This window comes from Oceanisphaera litoralis (assembly GCF_016907015.1).
Classification (GTDB): domain Bacteria; phylum Pseudomonadota; class Gammaproteobacteria; order Enterobacterales; family Aeromonadaceae; genus Oceanimonas; species Oceanimonas litoralis.
This window is the reverse complement of the sequence record NZ_JAFBBE010000031.1, coordinates 1-18,924: the sequence shown is the minus strand read 5'-3', so window position 1 is coordinate 18,924 and position 18,924 is coordinate 1. Positions and strand designations below refer to the sequence as shown.

The following is an 18,924-nucleotide window of genomic DNA, read 5'->3' as shown; positions in this document are numbered from 1 at the left end:
TCGTATGGGGTCGATGATGCTACAGGCCGTGCTGCTCGGCAAGCTCCACCTGACGGGCCTGTTGCTGCAGCCGGTACATGGCCCGGTAACGGCCCTCGGGCAAGGCCATCAGCTGGTGGTGACTGCCGGATTCCACCAGCTCGCCGTGGGCCATCACCAGAATACGATCGGCCTTTTTGATGGTGGATAAACGGTGCGCCACCACGATCAGGGTGACCTTGCCGTGCAGGGCCTGCAGCGCCCGTTGCACCACCTGCTCGGTTTCGCTGTCGACGTTGGCGGTGGCCTCGTCCAGCAGCAGGATGCGCGGGGCGGCGGCCAGGGCCCGGGCGATCACCAGTTGCTGGCGCTGGCCGCCAGACAGCCGGCTGCCACGCTCGCCGAGGCGGGTGTCGAAGCCCTGCTCCAGGCCGTTAATGGTCTCCAGCAGATGAGCCTGGCGGGCGGCGTTTTCTATCTGTTTCCGGGGCAGCTTGCGGCCCATGTCGATATTGTCATAAATGCTGCCCGCCAGAATAAAGGGCTCCTGCGGAATAAGCCCTATGCCCCGACGCAGCGCATCCTGGCGGTAGCCGGCCAGGGGCTGGTCGTCGATGCTGATGTGACCCGCATCCACCGGATAGAAATTGAGCAACAGATTCAGCAGGGTACTCTTGCCGCTGCCGGTGTGACCCACCACGCCGATAAAGGCGCCGGCGGGAATCTCGAGGCTCAGTTGTCTGAATACGGGGTGGCCGGCTTGATAGCCGAAGTCGACCCGATGAAAGGCCAGGGCACCCCGATGAATGGTGTCGCCGGTCTCGCCGTAGTGTTGCCGGGGCTGCTGCAGCAGCCGATGCACCCTGTCCCCCGCCACCATGGCCTGTTGATAGAGGTTGAAACGCTGGGTAATTTCGGCCAGCGGCTCGGTAAAGCGACCCATGAAGTTGAGAAAGGCATAGAGGACGCCGACTTCCGCCACCCCGTTGACCAGTTGCCAGCCGAACACCTTGAGAATGCCGAGCAACACCAATACGCTCAGCAAATCGATGGCGGGTCGCAGCAGGGCGGCCCCGATGTTGATGGTGCGCATGCGGGCCCGGTAATAGCGCAGGTTGAGGCGCTCGAAGCGTTCGGCGGAGTCCTGTTGCAGGCCACAGGCCTGCACGACCGCCATGCCGGAAATGGACTCGCCGAGGGTGCCGTTGATGTCGGAGCGCAGTTGTCGGCTGTCGGCCACCGCCGCGCCGCTCAGCTTCTGATAAAGGTAAATCACCCCGACCACGGTCGGGATCAGCAGCAGCGCCACCAGCATCAGTTGCAGGTTCAGTAATGCCATGGCCGTGATAATGCCCACCAGCAGCACCACATTGGTCAGCACCACCGACAGAAACTGCACATAGAGATCCTTGATGGCTTCGGTGTCGTTGGTGATCCGGCTGACCAGCTGGCCGGTCATGGCCCGGTCGAAAAAGGCCATCGGCAGTTGCTGTACATGGGCGAACACCCGCTTGCGAATATCCAGCACCGCGGCCAGCGCCATCTCGGTAAAGCGCAGGGTCTGCCGGTAGCGAAACCAGGCGGCGGCCACTTGGGTGACCATATAGCCCAGGGCCAGCCCGACCAGGGGCCACACCGGCAGATGCCCGGCCAGCAGGTAGTCATCGATAAACACCTTGGCCAGCAGCGGGCCCGCCACATCGGCGGCGGTGGCCAGCAGCAACAGCAGCAGTACCCTGATTAACAGCGGCTTGTCCCGGTAGACATAGGTCAGCAAGAGGCCGAAGGTGCCCTTGCCCTGTCGTCGGGAACGATCGGTCGGGGCCGGATCGGTCTGCGTATTTTCAGTCGTCATCCAGGCGGGCCTCCAGTTGCTGATAGGTCCACATCCGGCTGTACCAGCCGTCCTGTTTAATCAGTTCGTCGTGGCGGCCCGATTGTTGCAGCCGGCCATGTTGCAGCACCAGGGTCTGGTCCGCATGTTCCAGCGCCGACAACCGATGGCTGACGATGATGCAGCTCTGGCCCTGGCGGCGGCGCAACTGCTGCAGTATCCGTTGTTCGGTATGCACGTCCACCGCCGACAGCGCATCGTCCAGTATCAGTATCGGGGCTCTACTTATCAGGGCCCGGGCGATGGCCAGTCGCTGACGCTGGCCGCCGGACAGGCTCATGCCGCGTTCCCCCACCCGGGCGTCATACCCGCCGGGCAGACGCAGTATATCCTCATGCACACAGGCCTGACGGGCCGCCGCCATGATGTCTTCCCGGCTGGCATCGGGCCGGCCGAAGGCAATATTATCGGCAATGCCGGCGCTGAACAGAAAGGCATCCTGGGGGACATAGGCAAACTGGCGGCGCAGGGCGTCCAGCCGGCAGTCGGCCAGGGGCACGGCGCCCAGGGTGATCTGGCCGCGGTCGGCCTCCCAGTAGCGCATCAGCAACTGCAGCAGGGTGCTCTTGCCGGCACCGGTCGGGCCGGCGATGCCCAGCACCTGGCCCGGTGCCAGCGTCAGCGAGAGCGATTGCAGCGCCGGCTGTTGGCTGTCGGGATAGCTGAAACTCAGCGCCTCGACCCGCAGATCGGCATCTTGCGGCTCGCGGGTGCCGAGGTCGGGCACGCTGTCGGGAATGGCCAGCAGGGCCTCGACCCGAGTCAGGGCGGCGCTGCCGCGCTCGACGATATTGAGCAGCCAGCCGAAGGCGAACATGGGCCAGATCAGCTGGGCCAGATACAGGGTGAAACTGGTGAGCTGCCCTATGCTGAGCTGATCGTGCCAGATAAGCCCGGCGCCAAAGCCCAGGGTCAGCAACAGGGCGGCAGACATGGACAAAAACACCACCGGCTCATAGAGGGCCTCGGCCCGGGCCACCTGATAATTGCGCTTTGTGGCCGCCTCGGCAATGGCGCCAAACCGGCGGCTTTCTATCGACTCCCGCCCCATGGACTTGACCAGATGTATGCCGGCGATGGCTTCCTGGGCCTTGTCGTTGAGCACGGAAAACTGCTCCAGCGCCGCCCTGAAATGATGGTGGATGCGGTTGGAAATACGGTAGAAGGCCAGCCCCATCAGCGGAAAGGGCAGCAGGGCCACCAGCGCCAGCCGCCAGTCGATGAATCCGAACATGATGATCAACACCAGCAGCAGGGTCAGCAGGCCGTCGAAGCCGGACAGCACCCCTTCACCGGCGGCGATTTCGATGGCGTCGATGTCGTTGGTGGCACGGGCCATCAGGTCACCGGTATTGTGGCTGCTGTAAAAGGCCTGGCCCTGGCGGGTGAGCCGCTCGAAGAAGCGCCGGCGCAGCAGGTTACCCAGCCGGTAGGAGGTGCCGAACAGCAGGCGGCGCCAGCCCAGCCGCAGCCCGTACACGGCCAGACCCAGTCCCAGGATCAGCAGCAGCAGGCGGCCCTCCGCTTCGCCGTCGGGCGAGGCGATCAGTTGATCGACCGTTTTGCCGATCAGGTAGGGAATGGTCATGTTCATCACCGTCACCGTGGCCAGCATGAGCAGCGCCAGGCTGTAGGTGCGCCAGTGGGCCTTGAAAAACCAGGCCAGTTGCCCGAATAGTTTCATGGGTGATCCCGAGGTTAACTCTTACTGTTGCTCCAGATCGGCCAGAAAGGCGCGGATGCGTTCGGCGTTGGCGCCCAGATCGCTTTTACCGACCCGGGAGGCGGAGCGCATGTCGACCTTGGTATAGACGCCGGACCCGGTGTCGACGGGGGTGAGGCGGATGGCCACGTCGTCGCGAAAGCCGAACAGCCGGCTGCTGACCACGGCTTCCAGCTGCCGCTGATTATTGGCGGTCATGTCGGCGGTCGTGTCGGAGGTCAGGGTCCAGCCCCGTTGTGCTATCAAGGTCAGCACCCGGCGGTGAAGCTGCTCGGGCGGGTAGGGCAGTACCAGGGGCGCCAGGGTTGGCCAGGTCGCCGCCTGCTGCCGGGCCAGCGCTTCACCTGCGTAGTCGGTGCCGTGATCGCCCGCACCGCGCAGACGGGCGGCGGCGGTCAGCGGCGGTGGGTGCCTGGTATCTGTGCTGATGTCGTGAATGGCGGGCAGGGTCAGACCACGGAGAAGAAAGGGGAACAGCAGCATCAACAGCAGCACCGGCGGCAGGGCGGCCAGCCACTGCCGGTGCCACAGTGCCAGGGGCAGCAGCAAGATGGCCAGCCCGAAAGCCGCCACCACCAGCATCAACCCCAGGGTGTAGGGCCACCAGTGCCAGCGGGTGCCGACGACGCCGACGATGCCGAGCAGCGGCAGCAACCCATAGCTCAAGGAGCCCAGTAACCAGCGATAAGTGAAAAATGTTTCCATATGGTTTCAATCGGTTAGCATACCCATCGATAGACTATGGGTAAGCCTCTGTGGCTTGTAAAGGAGTAAGCGGGTGGTCAGACAAACCCTGATGATGATGTTGCTGCTGTTGGCGCTGCCGGCACAGGCGGTCCAGACGGCCCAGGCGGTATTTGCCGGGGGCAGTTTCTGGGTGATGGAAAGGCTCTTTGCGGAGCAGGACGGGGTGCTGGCCACCGAAGCGGGCTGGATGAAAAGCGGCAGCCGTCACCTGCGCCGACAGGTGGTGCGGGTGGAGTACGATCCCCGGATCTTGAGCTACGGCGATCTGCTGACCCTGTACTGGGCGGCGGTGGATGCCTTCGACGGCGAGGGCCAGTTTTGCGACAGGGGGCCCGAATTCAGCCCGGCTATTTATGTACGGGGTTCGCTGCAGCAAAAGTGGGCCCAGCAAAGCCGGGCCAGGCTGACACTGCAGCACGACCGAGCTATTCGGGTGCGGCTGCTGCCGGAGGGTACGTTTGAGTCGGCCCCGGCCCGGCATCAGCAATACCATCGGCAGCACCCGTTGCTTTATGGGGGCTATCGCCGCATGTGCGGCTATCCGGCCGGCGAACGATTCAGTCTGCAGGCACTGGCAGGCGGCCCGCTTGCCACCAGTGCACGATAGTCCTGGCGATAGCGGCGGGGTTATTCAAATCCAGCAGTGGCACCGGAGCGACCAGATCCGGCGCATCGGTGGCCACCGCCAGAATATGGGGATCGTGCAGGCACAGCAAAGGTTTGCCACACTCGGGCCTGTGCACCTCAATCTTGGCGATGGGGGCCTCGCGGAAGCCTTCTACCAGCACCAGATCGAGCCGATTCAGGCTGAGCCGTGACAGAGATTCATTCAAATCAGGTTCTTCCGGCTTGGTATTTTCCCAGGTGAGAATGGTACGATGAGGCCCGGCCAGCAGGCATTGACGGGCACCGGCGTGGCGCAGTTCGAAGCTGTCCTTGCCCGGTTGGTCCTGCTCCACATCGTGATGAGTATGTTTGATGATGCCGATGCGCAACGGGTGCCGGGTGAGCAGGCCGACCAGTTGTTTCAGCAGGGTGGTTTTACCGCTGCCACTGAAACCGGCAACGCCGAGCAGCGCACAAGCATGATGAGATGGGGACATAGGGCACCCGAAAGGTTTCGACAGAGGCCCAGTTTGCCACGTCGAATCGATATAATACACCAACACCAAATAGACGGGTTGCGCCATGAGCAAAAGAATGTGGGGAGTCTTGGTTCTGTTGTTGCTCAGCCCGAACGTCAGGGCCGAGGCCATCAGTCTCGAGTTGCAGGGGCTGAAGGGCAAGCTGAAAAGTAATACCCGGCTGTATCTGGATCAGCTGCCCACCATCGATGCCGAGCAATTGCCCCGTTTTCGCCAAGACATAGAAACCGCGGTGATCAACAGCCTGCAGTCACTGGGTTACTATAACCCGGTCATCGACATCACCGCCGACAAAGACAAGCCGGAACGGGTCGAGGTGCGGGTGACCGCCGGTGACCCCGTGCGTATTCGCACCCTGGACTTGCTGCTGCAGGGCGACTCGGCGTCGGACCCGCAGTTTGAACAGTTGATCAACAAGCTGACACTGAATGAAGGCGATGTCTTTCGCCACGACCGGTATGAAAAGACCAAGGCCAGCCTGCTCAGCCTGGCCCTGGCGCGCGGTTATTTCGATGCCGGCTATGAACGCAGTCAGGTGCTGGTGTATCCCGAGGACAAGGCCGCCGATGTGATACTGACCTTCGACTCCGGCCCCCGTTACCGATTTGGCGAGCTGAGAGTGGACGCCGACCGGCCGGTGGATCGGTTGCTGACGCCGCTGGTGAAGGTGAAGCCCGGCGATCCTTATCAGGCCATTCGTCTGGCCGAGCTGAGTCGCGATCTTTCCGCCTCCGGTTACTTTCGTCAGGTCGAAGTCTTGCCGGTGGTGAGCGAGGCCGATGAAAACAACCGCATTCCGCTGACGGTGCTGCTGCGGGCCAAGGCCGACAACGAGGTTGAAGTGGGCGCGGGCTTCTCGACCGATGAAGGGCCCAGGGTCTCGACCAGCTGGGACAAACCCTGGATCAACAGCCTGGGGCACAGCCTGGAGACCAACCTCAAGATATCGGCACCCAAGCAGGACATCAGCGTCGTCTACAAGATCCCCCGCGGCAATCCGCTCAACAACTATTACACCATTCAGGGCGGGTATCAGCTGCTGGATCAGGACGACACCGAGAGTGATCGTCTGGTGGCCTCAATCCATCGCTGGGACAAGGATGCCAATGACTGGACCCGGGATGTGTTTATCCGCTCCGAATACGAATCCTATACCCAGGGTCAGCAGGAAGATGAAAGCTTTCTGTTGATCCCCGGCGTGTCTTACAGCCGCACCCGGGTGCGGGGAGGCCTGGACCCGGTCTGGGGCGACGCCCAGCTGGCCACCCTGGAGTTGTCCGAACCCTGGTGGGGCTCGGACACCCGCTTTATTCGTCTGTGGGGGCGCAGCAAGTGGCTGCGCACCATCGCCGACAAGCAACGGCTGATCGCCCGGGCCGAGCAGGGTGCCGTCTGGGTGGAGGATGTGCAGGATCTGCCGCCGTCGCTGCGTTTCTTTACCGGTGGTGACATGACGGTGCGCGGCTTCGGCTATCAGGATATCAGCCCGACAGATGAAAACGGCGATCGGCTGGGGGCCCAGTACGCCACCGCCCTGAGCCTGGAATACGACTACAAGGTGGCGGAAAAATGGCGTGTCGCCACCTTCGTCGACACCGGTACCGCCACCAACGACTACACCGAAGACTGGAAGGTAGGCACCGGGGTCGGGGTGCGCTGGCTGACGCCGGTGGGCGCGGTGCGCCTGGATCTGGCATTTGGCGTATCGGAGGATCAGGTTCCCATGCGGATACATTTTACCCTGGGGCCCGAACTATGAATCTAATGCGACTCTTCAGCGGCCTGGTAGTGGCCCTGTGTTTACTCTTGATGCTGTTGTTCAGCCTGCTGTTTACCCAGCTGGGTAACCAGTGGTTATGGGGACTGGCCAAACAGCAGGTACCGGGGCTCGATGGCACCCTGGTTTCCGGACAGTTGGGCCGGGGCTGGCAGTTTGACGAATTGAGCTACGAGCAGGACTCGCTGGCCTTTTCGGCCCGGCAGGTGACCATCGACTGGCAACTGGGCAAGCTGCTCGAGCGCCGCTTCTGGCTGCGGCAGCTGGTGGCCGAAGACATAGAGGTCACCATCAGAACACTGCCGCCGGCCAAAGAAGAGGCGCCGGCCGAGCCGCCGGGGCAGATAACGCCGCCGCTGCGACTCGATCTGGATGATATTCGGGCCGACCGGGTAAAAATATCCCTGCCCGGGCAAACCATTGCCTGGCAGAGCCTGCAACTGGCGGTGCACTGGGATGCAGACGCCATGGTGATCACGGGCCCCAAGATGCAGGGGCTGACCCTGACGCTGAACCCCGGTGATGAGGCAGCACCCACAGGCGACAAAAACGCCGCTGCCGTCAGCTCACCGCTGATCCTGCCGGAAGTCATACTGCCTTTTCCGGTCAGGCTGCAAGGCTTCAGCCTGACCGACAGCCGGCTGATCCAGGGCGGGCAAATCCGGGCCCTGAAGGCGCTGGCGCTGGATCTGGAGGGACAGGACAGCGAAGTGAACATCCTGACCGCCGAACTCGACCACGAGCTGGCCACGGTGACCCTCGGCGGTCACATCACCCTGAGCGAGGATTATCCGCTCGAGCTGGCAGTGAACGCCACCCTGCACCAGCCGCTGCTGGACGGCCAACTGGCCGGCCAGACTCTGGCGCTGGCACTGTCCGACAGCGTGCAACGGCTCAAGGGGGAACTGACTCTGGGCGGGGTGGTGGAAGCCAATGCCAGCCTGACGGCGCAACCGCTGGACCCTGCACTGCCGTTCGATATCTCGCTTGACTGGCAACGGCTGGGCTGGCCGCTGACCGATCCCCAATGGCAACTGAAGCAGGGTAAGTTACGGCTGAAGGGCAGGCTTGCAGACTATCAAGTGTCCCTGCAGGCCGAAGGCCAGGGACCGGAGCTGCCGCCGATAGGCATCAGGCTGGCGGCGAAGGGGGATCTGCAAGGTGCCCGCCTGAGCCCGCTGACCCTGACGCTGCCCCAAGGCGAGGCGAAGTTGACCGGCGCCCTGGGCTGGGCCGGGGGCATCGACTGGCAAGGGCTGCTGGCGCTGAGCGAAGTGGATCCCGGTGCCTTCGTGACCGGGCTCGACGGTCGACTCAACGGCGAGCTGGACACCCGTTTTGTACTGAATGGCAAGCAGTGGGAACTGAATGCCCGACCCGACATTCATGGTCAGCTGCGGGACTATCCGCTGTTGCTCAAGGGCGAGGTGGTGCTGGATCAGGCCTTGCAGGGCAGCATCAATCAGCTGCGGCTGATCAATGGCAACAACCAGCTGACGGTCAACGGCCGCATCACCGACCGCTGGCAGCTGGACGGCGTGCTGAAGGCACCGGAGCTTGCGGTGTATGCCCCCGGCCTGTCCGGCGATCTGGCCGGTGACATCCGGGTACGGGGCGAGCTGGCCGCACCGCAAATCGAGGCCAGCCTCACCGGTGGCCGGGCCGGCTTCAACGACACCCTGGCGCGCAATATCAGGCTGCAGGCCAGGGCCACCCTGGGCGATGCCATCAGCGGTGATGTGCGGCTGACGGTAGACCGCATTCAGGCAGGCGAGATGCAATTCAAACAGCTGCTGCTGACCGGCAAGGGTAACGAGGCGGCGCACCGGCTCGAGCTGAATGTGGCGGGCGATCCGCTGGCGGCCGAGCTGCGCCTCGACGGCAGCCTGGACCAGGATGCTTGGCGCGGTCGGCTGAGTCGGGCCGTGCTGGATACCCCGTTCGAACGCTGGGCCTTGCAGCAGGAAGTGGCCATGACGTGGCGAGAGCAACGTTTTCGGGCCGATCCCCATTGCTGGCGCTCGGGCGAGGCGTCCTTGTGTTTCGACGCCCTCACCGCCGGCGCCAAAGAGGGGCAGGGCGGGGTGAATATCCGCGATCTGGATCTGGCCCGACTCGAGCCCTTCTTTCCCCGGGATTTTGCCTGGGAGGCGATACTGGGTGGCCGGGTGGATCTGCGCTGGAAGGACGGCGCCCCCACGCTTAACGCCAACATCAGCACCACGCCGGGCACCTTTGTCAGCGGTGATACCCGGCTCGACTATCAGACTTTGTCACTGACCAGCGAGATGATGGACAACCGGCTGCAGTCGTCGCTGGCCTTTCGCTCGACCCAGCTGGGCCGGTTGGCGCTGGATGCCAATGTGGCGGATCTCAAGGGGCGCCGAGCGCTCAGTGGCAACCTGAGCATAGAGCAGCTCAAACTCGACTGGCTGGCGCCGCTGTTGCCGGAAGTGGCCCGGCTGCAGGGTACCCTGGCCGGCAGGGCGCGACTGGAGGGCACCCTGCAGGCCCCCTTGCTGTTTGGTGATATCAGCCTGAGCGGCGGCGAGGTGGACACCTATTCCGACATGGTCCAGGTGCGCGACTTCAGCACCCGGCTGGAGATCAGAGGTACCAACGCCACCATTAACGGTCGGCTCAGGGTGGGTGACGGGCCGCTGAACATCAGCGGTGAGCTGGACTGGCGCCAGTTACCGGTCAGCGGCGAAATTCGCCTCAAGGGTATCGAGCTGGAAGCCGGCTATCCGGGCATGGGGCGGGTGCGGGTCAGCCCGGATCTGCAAATCGGGCTGGGCGAGCAGGCAACGGTGCGGGGCGAAATCCTGATCCCCTGGGCCCGTATCGAGGTCAAGGAACTGCCCGAAAGCGCCGTGTCCCGTTCGGCAGATGTGGTCATAGTGCAGGCTTCGGGCATCATTCCCGAACAGGCGCCCAAACTGCCGCTGGATATTCGTATCACAGTGCGGCTGACCGAAGATGTGCGCCTGGAGGCCTTTGGTCTGGATACCCGGCTCGAAGGCCAGTTGCGCATCGTGCAGCGGCCCAAACGCAGCATGCGCGCCAACGGCGAAATACGGCTGATCGACGGCAGGTTTCGCGCCTACGGTCAGAACCTGCAGATCCGGGATGGCAGCATACTGTTCAGCGGCCCCCTGGATCAGCCCAACCTGAGGGTGGAGGCGATTCGTAATCCGTCCAGCCTGTCCGACAGCAGCATTATCGTTGGGGTACGGGTGTCGGGCAGCGCGGCGCAACCCAAGGTGGAAGTGTTCTCGGATCCCGCCATGCCGCAGGTAGAGCAGCTGTCTTACCTGCTGCGTGGACGGGGGCTGGAAGGCGGCGGTGAAAGCGACGGTAACGCCCTGGTGCAGTCGATGCTGCTGGGCGCCGGGGTCGGCAAAATCGGCGGCCTGGTCACCAATGTGGGCGAGGCACTGGGGCTGCAGGACGTGTCGCTGGATACCGGCGGCAGCGGAGACGAGACCGAGGTGAACATCAGCGCCTATGTGTTGCCGGGGCTGCAAATCGGCTATGGCGTCGGGGTCTTCTCGGCCATCGGCGAGCTGCGGCTGCGTTACGAGCTGTTGCCCCGGCTCTATTTGCAGGCGACCAGTGGTCTGAGTCAGGCGATTGATATCTTCTATCGGTTCGAATTCTGACCTGTGTCAGTTCCGCCGCGAAGGCGGGGGGGCAAGCTCTTGGAGCTGCTGCAGGATTTCTCTACCGCAGTCACCCCCGCGAAGGAACGTCATCCTCGCGTAGGCGGGGGCGGGGGTCCAGTGTCTTTATGGGCGACCCACAGTCTGAACCATCAGCGTCACAGGTTCTGGATTCCCGCCTGCGCGGGAATGACGAGAGGACGTGCGGGAATGACGAGAGGACGCGCGGGAATGTGATTGGCTCATTGTGGCAGAATTTGCCGGGCCGGCAGCGTGCCGCTCATGCTTTTTGGGCCGGCCTTGGGTAAAGTAGGGCCTTGTGATTAAGCTCGGCCTGCGAGAGTACGCCCCACTATGATGTCTTCGCCTCTGCAGCAACAGGAACGGCTGGCCAAAACCATGCTGATCTGTATGGCGTGTTACGCCTTGCTGGGCATGCACCTTTATTTACCCCACCTGTTCGGCATTGGCCTGCAGTTGCCATTCAATGTCATTGGCTGGTTTTTCATCGGTCTGATGAGCACGCTGGGGCTCTGGAACTGGCACCGGCGGCGTCTGCTGACCAGCCGCTTCTGGCTGGGACTGGTGGCGGCGAGCGGCCTGCTGTGGCTACCGTTTTTCTATGGGCACAACAATTCCGTGGCCGGCCATGCCTTGCCGCGCATGCTGGGCCTGTGCGGCGGCCTCTTGTTTTATCTGGCGCTGCAGCAATGCCGCTTTAACGGCCGGGGCCGCCGTTACCTGCTGTATTGCCTGCTGGGGGCGGTCAGCGTAGAGATACTGTTGGGGCTGGCCCAGTTCTTCGTTCTGGAGCCGGGCAACCGGTTTGGCTACAACACGGAAGTGCGCTCACCCTACGGTATTTTTCAGCATCGTAATGTGATGGCCAGCTTTCTGGCCACCGGCATGGTACTGGCGGTGTACCTCTGGCTGAACGAAGCCAAATCCCCCTGGCGCGGCTTTGTGCTGAAGTCGGTGTGGTTTGCTGCGGTGCTGGGGGCGGGCGGCATGCTGGTGGTGCTGCTGCAATCCCGCGCCGGTCAGCTGGGCTTGCTGCTGGGGTTGCTGCTGTTGCAGCCGCCGATCTGGCAAACCCTGCTCAAGACCCGCTCCAAACGCCTGCTGGTCAGTTTGCTGCTGATCCCGCTCGGTATCGTGCTGGGACTGGTCGGGCTGGACGCCTTCGACATGAGCAAGCGCAGTCTGAGCATCTATACCCAGGCCGACGGCCGTTTTGATATCTATGCCCACGGCCTGCGCATGTGGCTGGACAAACCCTGGTTCGGTTTTGGCTACGGTAGTTTCGAGTCGGCTTTCTATCGCACCTATGCCGACTGGCGCGAGCTGACCCCGGGCGTACCACCGCTGTTTACCGAAATGGGCCACCCCCACAACGAGTTTCTGCTCTGGGCCATCGAAGGCGGCGTGGTGCCGCTGCTGGGACTGGTGCTGATGACCGGCCTGGTGCTGCAACTGCTGTACCGGCTGCCCTTTGCCCAGAGCCTGGCCTGGATCGGCATACTGACCCCCATTTTCATTCACAGCCAGACCGAATTTCCGTTTTATCACTCCTTGCCGCACTGGTTCATGATACTGGTGCTGCTTTATGTCATGGATGCGGAATACGGCCAGCGTCGTCTGCTGGCGGCGCCATGGGCCTGGAGCCGCTGGCCGGTACGTGCCTGGGGCCTGGGCCTGATGCTGTTCATGGCGACCGGCCTCTATGCGGGCCAGCAGCTGACCCGTTACGAGCAGAATGAAGATCGCACCGAGGCGCAATTGCAGGCGGTGATAAATCCGCTGATCTGGTATGACAGGGTGGCCTTTTATCGCCATCACTGGCAGCTGAGCCGGGCTTTGCTGGCACAAGACAGAGAACAGTTGCTGGATTACGTGAGCTGGGCCCGGCGTTTTCTGACCCACACGCCCCGGGCGGGGGTGTATTACAATGCCTATCTGGCGCTGGCCACGGCGGGGCAGGAAGACGAGGCCCAACAGCTGCTGGGTGAAGCCCGGCGGCTTTATCCCAATGTACAGCTGCTGCGCCGCAGCCGGATACTGCGGGCCCGGGAGCGGCTGGCCACGCTGGCGCCGGGGGCCTCGGTGGCCGAGCTGAACAAGACGATTCCGCTGTATAATCATCTGCGCCCGGCCATCGGTGGCGCTTATTGATCAGCGGGACGCGATCAACCGCTGTTGGGCTTCGTCGGCGGAGCCGAGGGCTTCAACCAGTACCCTGTCCTGCTGCCAGTCGATGCGCTGGCCGGTGCTGGCATAGAGACTGTCGTTCAGGCTGTCGGGGGTCGCATTCGGTTGCAGCTCGGCCCGGCGGCCACCGGGCAGATAGATGGCGCCGGTGGCAAAGTCGACCGCAAAGGCGATGACGCCGGGCACCACGAAGAACAGCAGACCCACACCGTTGGCGATGGCCACCACAGGATCGATACGGCCGCTGATCTGGCCCTTTCGCTCCGGATAAAAGACGGTGCCGCAGGCGGCCAGCTGGGTGGTGAGTATGCCGGCCAGCACCAGAGCCAGCGACTTTCGTTGTAATATTTTCATGACAGTTCTCCTATGCGGTAAACACCCGGACAGTGTATCCGATAATGGAACTGCTTGAATCCGATTTGATGAGACAGTGACAGAGGCTGGCGCTAGTCTGTTTTTATCGTCACCCTCGCGAAGGCGGGGGTCCAGTGCCTTTGCAGGCGAGCAGCAGTCTGAGCGTTCTGCGCCACAAACTCTGGATTCCCGCCTTCGCGGGAATGACAAGAGAAGACAAGCGGGAATGACGACAGAGCCACAGCTGTTATGCAGGACTGTTTAGGATATTAAGAAGCAAAAAACAGCAGGCAATAAAAAACCCACCGAAAGGTGGGTTTTTCAAGGGTAATCTGGTCGGCGTGAGAGGATTCGAACCTCCGACCCCTAACACCCCATGCTAGTGCGCTACCAAGCTGCGCTACACGCCGACATCGTCCTACTTGCCTCGGCAAGCGACGGGGCGGATATTAGGTAATGTCCTCGATGCTGTCAATACCGAACCGGGGGCGCCAGGTTCGTTTGCCGATTATCTGTGCAATCAGCATTCAGTCCAGCATTTAGTCCAGCATTCAGTCCAGCACTCAACCCGGCGCTTTTGACCGGAGAACGGCGGCTGTTTGCCGAAGGTTGGCAGGGGGCGACGCCTCGCCGGCGGATGATGGGGCGGTTGACCGCGGTTGTGTTTTTAATCAATAGTTTATTCATCATGTCGTCATTCCCTTGACGAGCAACAAGGCTATAATAGCGAATCCTGGACTGTGGCCGACTGGCGCGGCCCGGCGACTTATTTCAAGGAGAGCAGCAATGGCAGAAGAAACCATTTTCAGCAAAATCATCCGCAAGGAAATACCCGCCGACATCCTGTATCAGGACGAGCTGGTCACGGCCTTCCGCGATATTTCGCCCAAGGCGCCGACCCACATTCTTATCGTCCCCAATGTGCTGATCCCCACCGTGAACGAAGTGGAAGCCGAACACGAGCAGGCCCTGGGGCGCCTGTTTACCGTGGCCCGCAAGCTGGCGGCCGAGGCCGGACTGAGTGAAGACGGTTATCGTTTGATCATGAACTGTAATCGTCACGGCGGTCAGGAAGTGTACCATATCCACATGCATCTGCTGGGCGGCCGTCCGCTGGGCCCCATGCTGGCTCGATAAGGAATAACATGAACCTGTTTCGCTTAACGTTATTGCTGGCCGCCGGCATGGCACTCGGTGCCTGTACCCTGCCCAATCCCTATTCATCCCGGCCGGCACCGGTCAGACCGGTCGGTCCGGCACCCGGGCAACCGGTACCACGGGCCCCGCAGCAACCGGCGCCGGTGCCGCGGCAACCGGTGATTGAACTGCCCGCAGCCCCGGTGGCGCCGCTGCCGGAGGTGCGCAGCGCCAATCTGGAACGGCTGGTCGACGGGCTGGCGGACCGTCTGAGAAACAGCGGCGCCGTCAATGAAGTGCAGGGAACCGTGCTGCTGGACGACATCGGCAATCAGGTCGGCAGCCCGGTGGATACCCGGGGCCTGACCGAGCGCCTGCGTGCCAGCCTGAGTGGCAGCCTGACCTTTGCCGACAGTGCCAGGGTAAGCAGCCTGCGCCAGCAGCTGGCCTATCAGGATGGCCGGGCCGACATGGCCGCATTGGTACGACTGGGCAAACAGAGTGGCGCCGATTATCTGCTGTCCACCACCCTGACCCGCAACGGCGGGGGCACCAGGCTGCAGGGACAACTGATGGAACTGAGCAGTGGCGAGGTACTCTGGTCCGACAGCGTGAGTGAACGCTGAGCGGCTGCTGGCGTCGCTGCCCCGTGAATGGCAGGGGCAGCTGACGCCACTGGCAGGCGGTTACACCAATCGTTGCTGGCGGCTCGACACGGCTCGGGGCCCTTACTGGCTCAGGCTGGGCTGTGAACATCCGGCCCTGCTGGGCATAGACAGAGCCCTGGAGCTGCGCGCCCACAGCGCCGCCGCCAAGGCGGGGCTGGCCCCGGCGATTCGTTATGCCCGACCCGAGCAGGGTCTGCTGATACTGGACTGGCTGGATGAACCGGACTGGCGTGGGCGCGAGCCGGATCTGCCCCTGCTGATGCGCCGGGTCGCCCGATTGCACCAGATATCCATCGACTTGCCGCTACTGGATTTGTCGGCTCAGGCGGCGAATTATCTGCAGCAACTGACGCCGCTGGCGCCCGAGCTGGCGGCATTGGTGCCCCGTTTTGCCTCGCCGGCGCTGAATCCGGCCTTTACCCCCGTGTTCTGTCATCACGATCTCAACGCCGCCAACCTGTTGGGCGAACGGCCCTGGTTACTGGACTGGGAATATGCGGCCCGGGGCGATGCGGCCTTCGAACTGGCGGTGATTGCCGACAGCTTCGAATTGAACCCCGGGCAGGAGCAGGCGTTGCTGGCGGCCTATCGTGATGCCGGCGGCCACCTCGACGAGCGTCGTTTTCAGGCGCGCCGGCTCTGGGTTCAATGGCTGACGGCCCTGTGGGCGGCGCTGCAATACCGGCGTGAGCCGGGCCGGCACTATCTTGAATTGCAACAGAGGGCGCTGGCGCGACTGACGCAGATATTAATATCTATTGAATCGAATTGACTTGAATTGAACTGACCGCCAACCGGCGGTAACGGAGTAGTGATGGGCCCTTTTATTCTTGATGTGCAGGGTGGTGAGCTGGATGCCGAAGAGCGGGAACTGCTGGCACACCCGACGGTGGGCGGGGTTATTTTCTTCGGTCGCAACTATCACGATCGGGCGCAGCTGAGCGCCCTGGTCAAGGCCATTCGCGCGGTCAAACCCGGCCTGCTGTTGACGGTGGATCATGAAGGCGGCCGGGTGCAGCGTTTTCGCGACGGCTTCTTCCCGTTGCCGGCCCCGGGCACTCTGGCGGCGCTGAATCGCCCGGACAAAGTCACCCTGCTGGAAGACGCCGGCTGGATGATGGCGGCGGAGCTGCTGGCCCATGATATCGACCTGAGCTTTGCGCCCGTGCTGGATCTGGAGCGGGGCAGCGAGGTGATTGGCGATCGCAGCTTCGGCACCGATCCCGAACCGGTTATCGAGCACGCCAGTGCCTACATCAGGGGCATGAATACCGCCGGCATGGCGGCGGTGGCCAAGCATTTTCCCGGTCATGGCAGCGTGCGCGCCGACTCCCACAAGGAAAGCCCGGTCGACCCCCGCGACTATGCAGAAATAGAGCAGGCGGACATGGTGCCCTTTCGCGCCCTCATCGCCGCCGGTCTGGTACAGGGCATGATGCCGGCCCACGTCATTTATTCGGCGGTGGACCCGCATCCGGCCGGGTTTTCCTCCTTCTGGCTGAAACAGATACTGCGGCAACGGCTCGGTTTCAAGGGGCTGATTTTCAGCGACGATCTGACCATGGAAGGCGCCGCCGTGGCGGGTGGTTACGCCGAGCGTGCCCACAGCGCCCTGCAGGCGGGCTGCGACCTGCTGCTGGCCTGCAATCACAGGGCAGGGGCGGTCGAGATCATCGATGCCCTGCCGCACGATATAACGCGGGATCTGTCTTCCCTGCGCAAGCGCGATCTATCTGCCCTCGGCAAGCGAGACACGGCCGTGGCCAGCCACCTGTACGGCAGCCGCCGCTGGCGCGAGGCGAGCGAACGACTGCGCCGTTTGGCAGAGGGGTGATGAGGGTACCTGCAACATGAGTCACCTCTGGTCGTTCTGGGGTTGTCATCTCCGCGAAGGCGGAGATCCATGGCATAGGGCACTGGATTCCCGCCTTCGCGGGAATGACGAGAAGAAACGCGGGAATGACGAGAAGAAACGCGGGAATGACGAGAAGAAACGCGGGAATGACGAGAAAGAATGTGCGGGCATGACGAAAGAAGATGCGGATATTTGTCTGCATACCGAGGCCTCCCATAGCGGCTCCCGTAGCGGAAGAGAGGCTTGGCGAGAAGATGCGACTATGGCGGCGACACATACTCGCCATAGCCGCAGGTTTTTTTACATTATCCAGGGATAGAACATGACAAAGATTATCGTCGTCGGCGGGGGCGCCGGCGGGTTGGAGCTGGCCACCAAACTGGGTCGCAAGCTCGGCCGCAAGGGCAAGGCGGAAGTGACACTGGTAGACCGTAACCGGACCCACCTGTGGAAACCGCTGCTGCATGAAGTGGCCACCGGTGCCATGGATCCCGGTATCGACGGCCTGAGCTATCGCTCCCACGCCCATAACCACGGTTTCGTTTTTCAGATGGGCAGCCTCTCCAGCATCGACCGGGACGCCAAGACCATTACCCTGGCCCCCATGCGGGACGATAACGGCAATCCCATGCTGGGCGAACGCACCTTGCAGTACGACGTTCTGGTGCTGGCCATCGGCTCTGTGTCCAACGACTTCGGCACCCAGGGCGTGCGCGATCACTGCATCTTTCTGGACAGCCCGCAGCAGGCCGAGCGTTTTCATGACGAACTGATGAACCGCTTCCTGCAATACGGTGAAAGCGAAGCCGTCGACGACAAGGTGAGCATCGCCATCGTCGGCGCCGGTGCCACCGGGGTGGAGCTGTCTGCCGAGCTGTACAATGCGGTTGAACACCTCGGCGCCTATGGCTTCAAGAAACTCAGCCATGACTGTCTGCGCCTGACCCTGGTGGAAGCGGGCCCGCGTATCCTGCCGGCACTGCCCGAGCGTATTTCCGGCATGGCGCACAAGGAACTGCGTGAGCTTGGGGTGGATGTACGCACCAATACCATGGTGGTGGAAGCCACCGCCGATGGCCTGAAAACCAGGGATGACGAGTTGATCCCGGCCACCCTGATGGTATGGGCCGCGGGCATCAAGGCGCCGAACTTCCTGAAAGAGATCGCCGGCCTGGAAACCAACCGCATCAATCAGCTGACGGTCAAGCCGACCCTGCAGACCAGCCGGGACGACAGTATCTTCGCTATCGGCGACTGTGCTCACTGCCTGCAGGAAAACGGCAAACCGGTTCCGCCGCGGGCCCAGTCTGCCCACCAGATGGCGAGCCTGGTCTACGGCAACATACTGGCCCGGCTCAACAACACGCCGCTCAAGACGTATGTTTATAAAGACCACGGCTCCCTGGTGAGCCTGAGCCGCTACTCTACCGTTGGCTCCCTGATGGGCAACCTGATGCGCGGCTCCATGATGGTGGAAGGCCGCATCGCCCGCACCGTGTATGTGTCTTTGTACCGCATGCACCAGGTGGCGCTGCACGGCTACACCCGCACCGGCCTGATGATGCTGGTAGGGCGCATCAACCGCTTTCTGCGGCCCCGCCTGAAGCTGCACTAACACCAATCGGATTAAGCATGTGCTCCGGCCTTGGTGGTGTAACATTATCTCTTTGGTGATCTGTAGCTTACGAATCCCCTCATTTTTATTGTTCAAATAATACCGAAGATCCGCTTGTATAAGCGGTGCTGAGACAGGTAGTAAGAAAACTTCGCCATCA

At 62.5% G+C, this 18,924-nt stretch carries 14 protein-coding genes and 1 tRNA gene; 9 read left to right on the top strand and 6 right to left on the bottom strand.

Going from position 1 to position 18,924, the window contains the following annotated elements:
* Window positions 1–19 precede the first annotated feature (19 nt).
* From HNR62_RS15180 to HNR62_RS15170, 3 genes are read right to left on the bottom strand one after another with little or no spacing between them, the layout of a single operon-like run.
* Entirely contained in the window at window positions 20–1,834 is a 1,815-nt protein-coding gene (locus tag HNR62_RS15180; protein ID WP_204796918.1) for an ABC transporter ATP-binding protein, read from the bottom strand.
* Window positions 1,824–3,557: an ABC transporter ATP-binding protein gene (locus HNR62_RS15175; protein ID WP_204796917.1), complete on the bottom strand. Its 1,734-nt coding sequence runs from the start codon at window positions 3,555–3,557 to the stop codon at window positions 1,824–1,826. The genes HNR62_RS15180 and HNR62_RS15175 overlap by 11 nt, the downstream gene beginning before the upstream one ends.
* A gap of 21 nt (window positions 3,558–3,578) precedes the next feature.
* The gene (locus tag HNR62_RS15170) at window positions 3,579–4,301 is read right to left on the bottom strand and encodes a DUF1499 domain-containing protein (RefSeq protein WP_204796916.1); all 723 of its coding nucleotides are present in this window, start codon (window positions 4,299–4,301) and stop codon (window positions 3,579–3,581) included.
* 73 nt (window positions 4,302–4,374) lie between these two features.
* Between HNR62_RS15170 and HNR62_RS15165 the strand changes: the two genes are divergently transcribed.
* Window positions 4,375–4,950, top strand: coding sequence for a peptide-methionine (S)-S-oxide reductase (locus HNR62_RS15165; RefSeq protein ID WP_338044117.1), 576 nt, complete (start codon window positions 4,375–4,377; stop codon window positions 4,948–4,950).
* Here HNR62_RS15165 and mobB read toward each other — a convergent pair.
* Window positions 4,901–5,446 (bottom strand): molybdopterin-guanine dinucleotide biosynthesis protein B, encoded by a 546-nt coding sequence (gene mobB / locus HNR62_RS15160; RefSeq protein WP_204796915.1) that lies wholly within the window; start codon window positions 5,444–5,446, stop codon window positions 4,901–4,903. The two genes, HNR62_RS15165 and mobB, sit on opposite strands and share 50 nt — an antisense overlap.
* A gap of 85 nt (window positions 5,447–5,531) precedes the next feature.
* Between mobB and tamA the strand changes: the two genes are divergently transcribed.
* The 3 genes from tamA to HNR62_RS15145 all read left to right on the top strand — a co-directional run bounded on the left by tamA (window position 5,532) and on the right by HNR62_RS15145 (window position 13,099).
* A complete protein-coding gene (gene tamA, locus HNR62_RS15155; RefSeq protein WP_239552851.1) occupies window positions 5,532–7,247 on the top strand; it encodes an autotransporter assembly complex protein TamA in 1,716 nt (571 codons plus the stop codon).
* Window positions 7,244–10,927: an autotransporter assembly complex protein TamB gene (gene tamB / locus HNR62_RS15150; protein WP_204796914.1), complete on the top strand. Its 3,684-nt coding sequence runs from the start codon at window positions 7,244–7,246 to the stop codon at window positions 10,925–10,927. The genes tamA and tamB overlap by 4 nt, the downstream gene beginning before the upstream one ends.
* 354 nt (window positions 10,928–11,281) lie before the next feature.
* Window positions 11,282–13,099: a PglL family O-oligosaccharyltransferase gene (locus tag HNR62_RS15145; protein ID WP_204796913.1), complete on the top strand. Its 1,818-nt coding sequence runs from the start codon at window positions 11,282–11,284 to the stop codon at window positions 13,097–13,099.
* Here HNR62_RS15145 and HNR62_RS15140 read toward each other — a convergent pair whose 3' ends face one another.
* Together HNR62_RS15140 and HNR62_RS15135 are read right to left on the bottom strand one after the other, a co-directional pair.
* Complete coding sequence (locus tag HNR62_RS15140; protein ID WP_204796912.1) at window positions 13,100–13,489, bottom strand: hypothetical protein; 390 nt, start codon at window positions 13,487–13,489, stop codon at window positions 13,100–13,102.
* A gap of 333 nt (window positions 13,490–13,822) precedes the next feature.
* Window positions 13,823–13,899, bottom strand: a tRNA-Pro gene (locus HNR62_RS15135).
* Window positions 13,900–14,275: 376 nt separating this feature from the next.
* On the opposite strand from HNR62_RS15135, the gene hinT reads away from it, so the two are divergent.
* The 5 genes from hinT (at window position 14,276) to HNR62_RS15110 (ending at window position 18,764) form a co-directional block, all read left to right on the top strand.
* The gene (gene hinT, locus HNR62_RS15130; protein ID WP_204796911.1) at window positions 14,276–14,626 is read left to right on the top strand and encodes a purine nucleoside phosphoramidase; all 351 of its coding nucleotides are present in this window, start codon (window positions 14,276–14,278) and stop codon (window positions 14,624–14,626) included.
* A gap of 8 nt (window positions 14,627–14,634) precedes the next feature.
* Entirely contained in the window at window positions 14,635–15,252 is a 618-nt protein-coding gene (locus HNR62_RS15125; protein WP_204796910.1) for a penicillin-binding protein activator LpoB, read from the top strand.
* Window positions 15,242–16,066, top strand: coding sequence for a phosphotransferase (locus HNR62_RS15120; protein WP_204796909.1), 825 nt, complete (start codon window positions 15,242–15,244; stop codon window positions 16,064–16,066). The genes HNR62_RS15125 and HNR62_RS15120 overlap by 11 nt, the downstream gene beginning before the upstream one ends.
* A gap of 42 nt (window positions 16,067–16,108) precedes the next feature.
* Window positions 16,109–17,128 carry a beta-N-acetylhexosaminidase gene (nagZ, locus tag HNR62_RS15115; protein WP_204796908.1) on the top strand — a complete coding sequence of 340 codons (1,020 nt, stop codon included), beginning with the start codon at window positions 16,109–16,111 and terminating at the stop codon, window positions 17,126–17,128.
* Between the two features lie 343 nt (window positions 17,129–17,471).
* Window positions 17,472–18,764 carry an NAD(P)/FAD-dependent oxidoreductase gene (locus HNR62_RS15110; RefSeq protein WP_204796907.1) on the top strand — a complete coding sequence of 431 codons (1,293 nt, stop codon included), beginning with the start codon at window positions 17,472–17,474 and terminating at the stop codon, window positions 18,762–18,764.
* The last annotated feature ends 160 nt before the right edge of the window (window positions 18,765–18,924 follow it).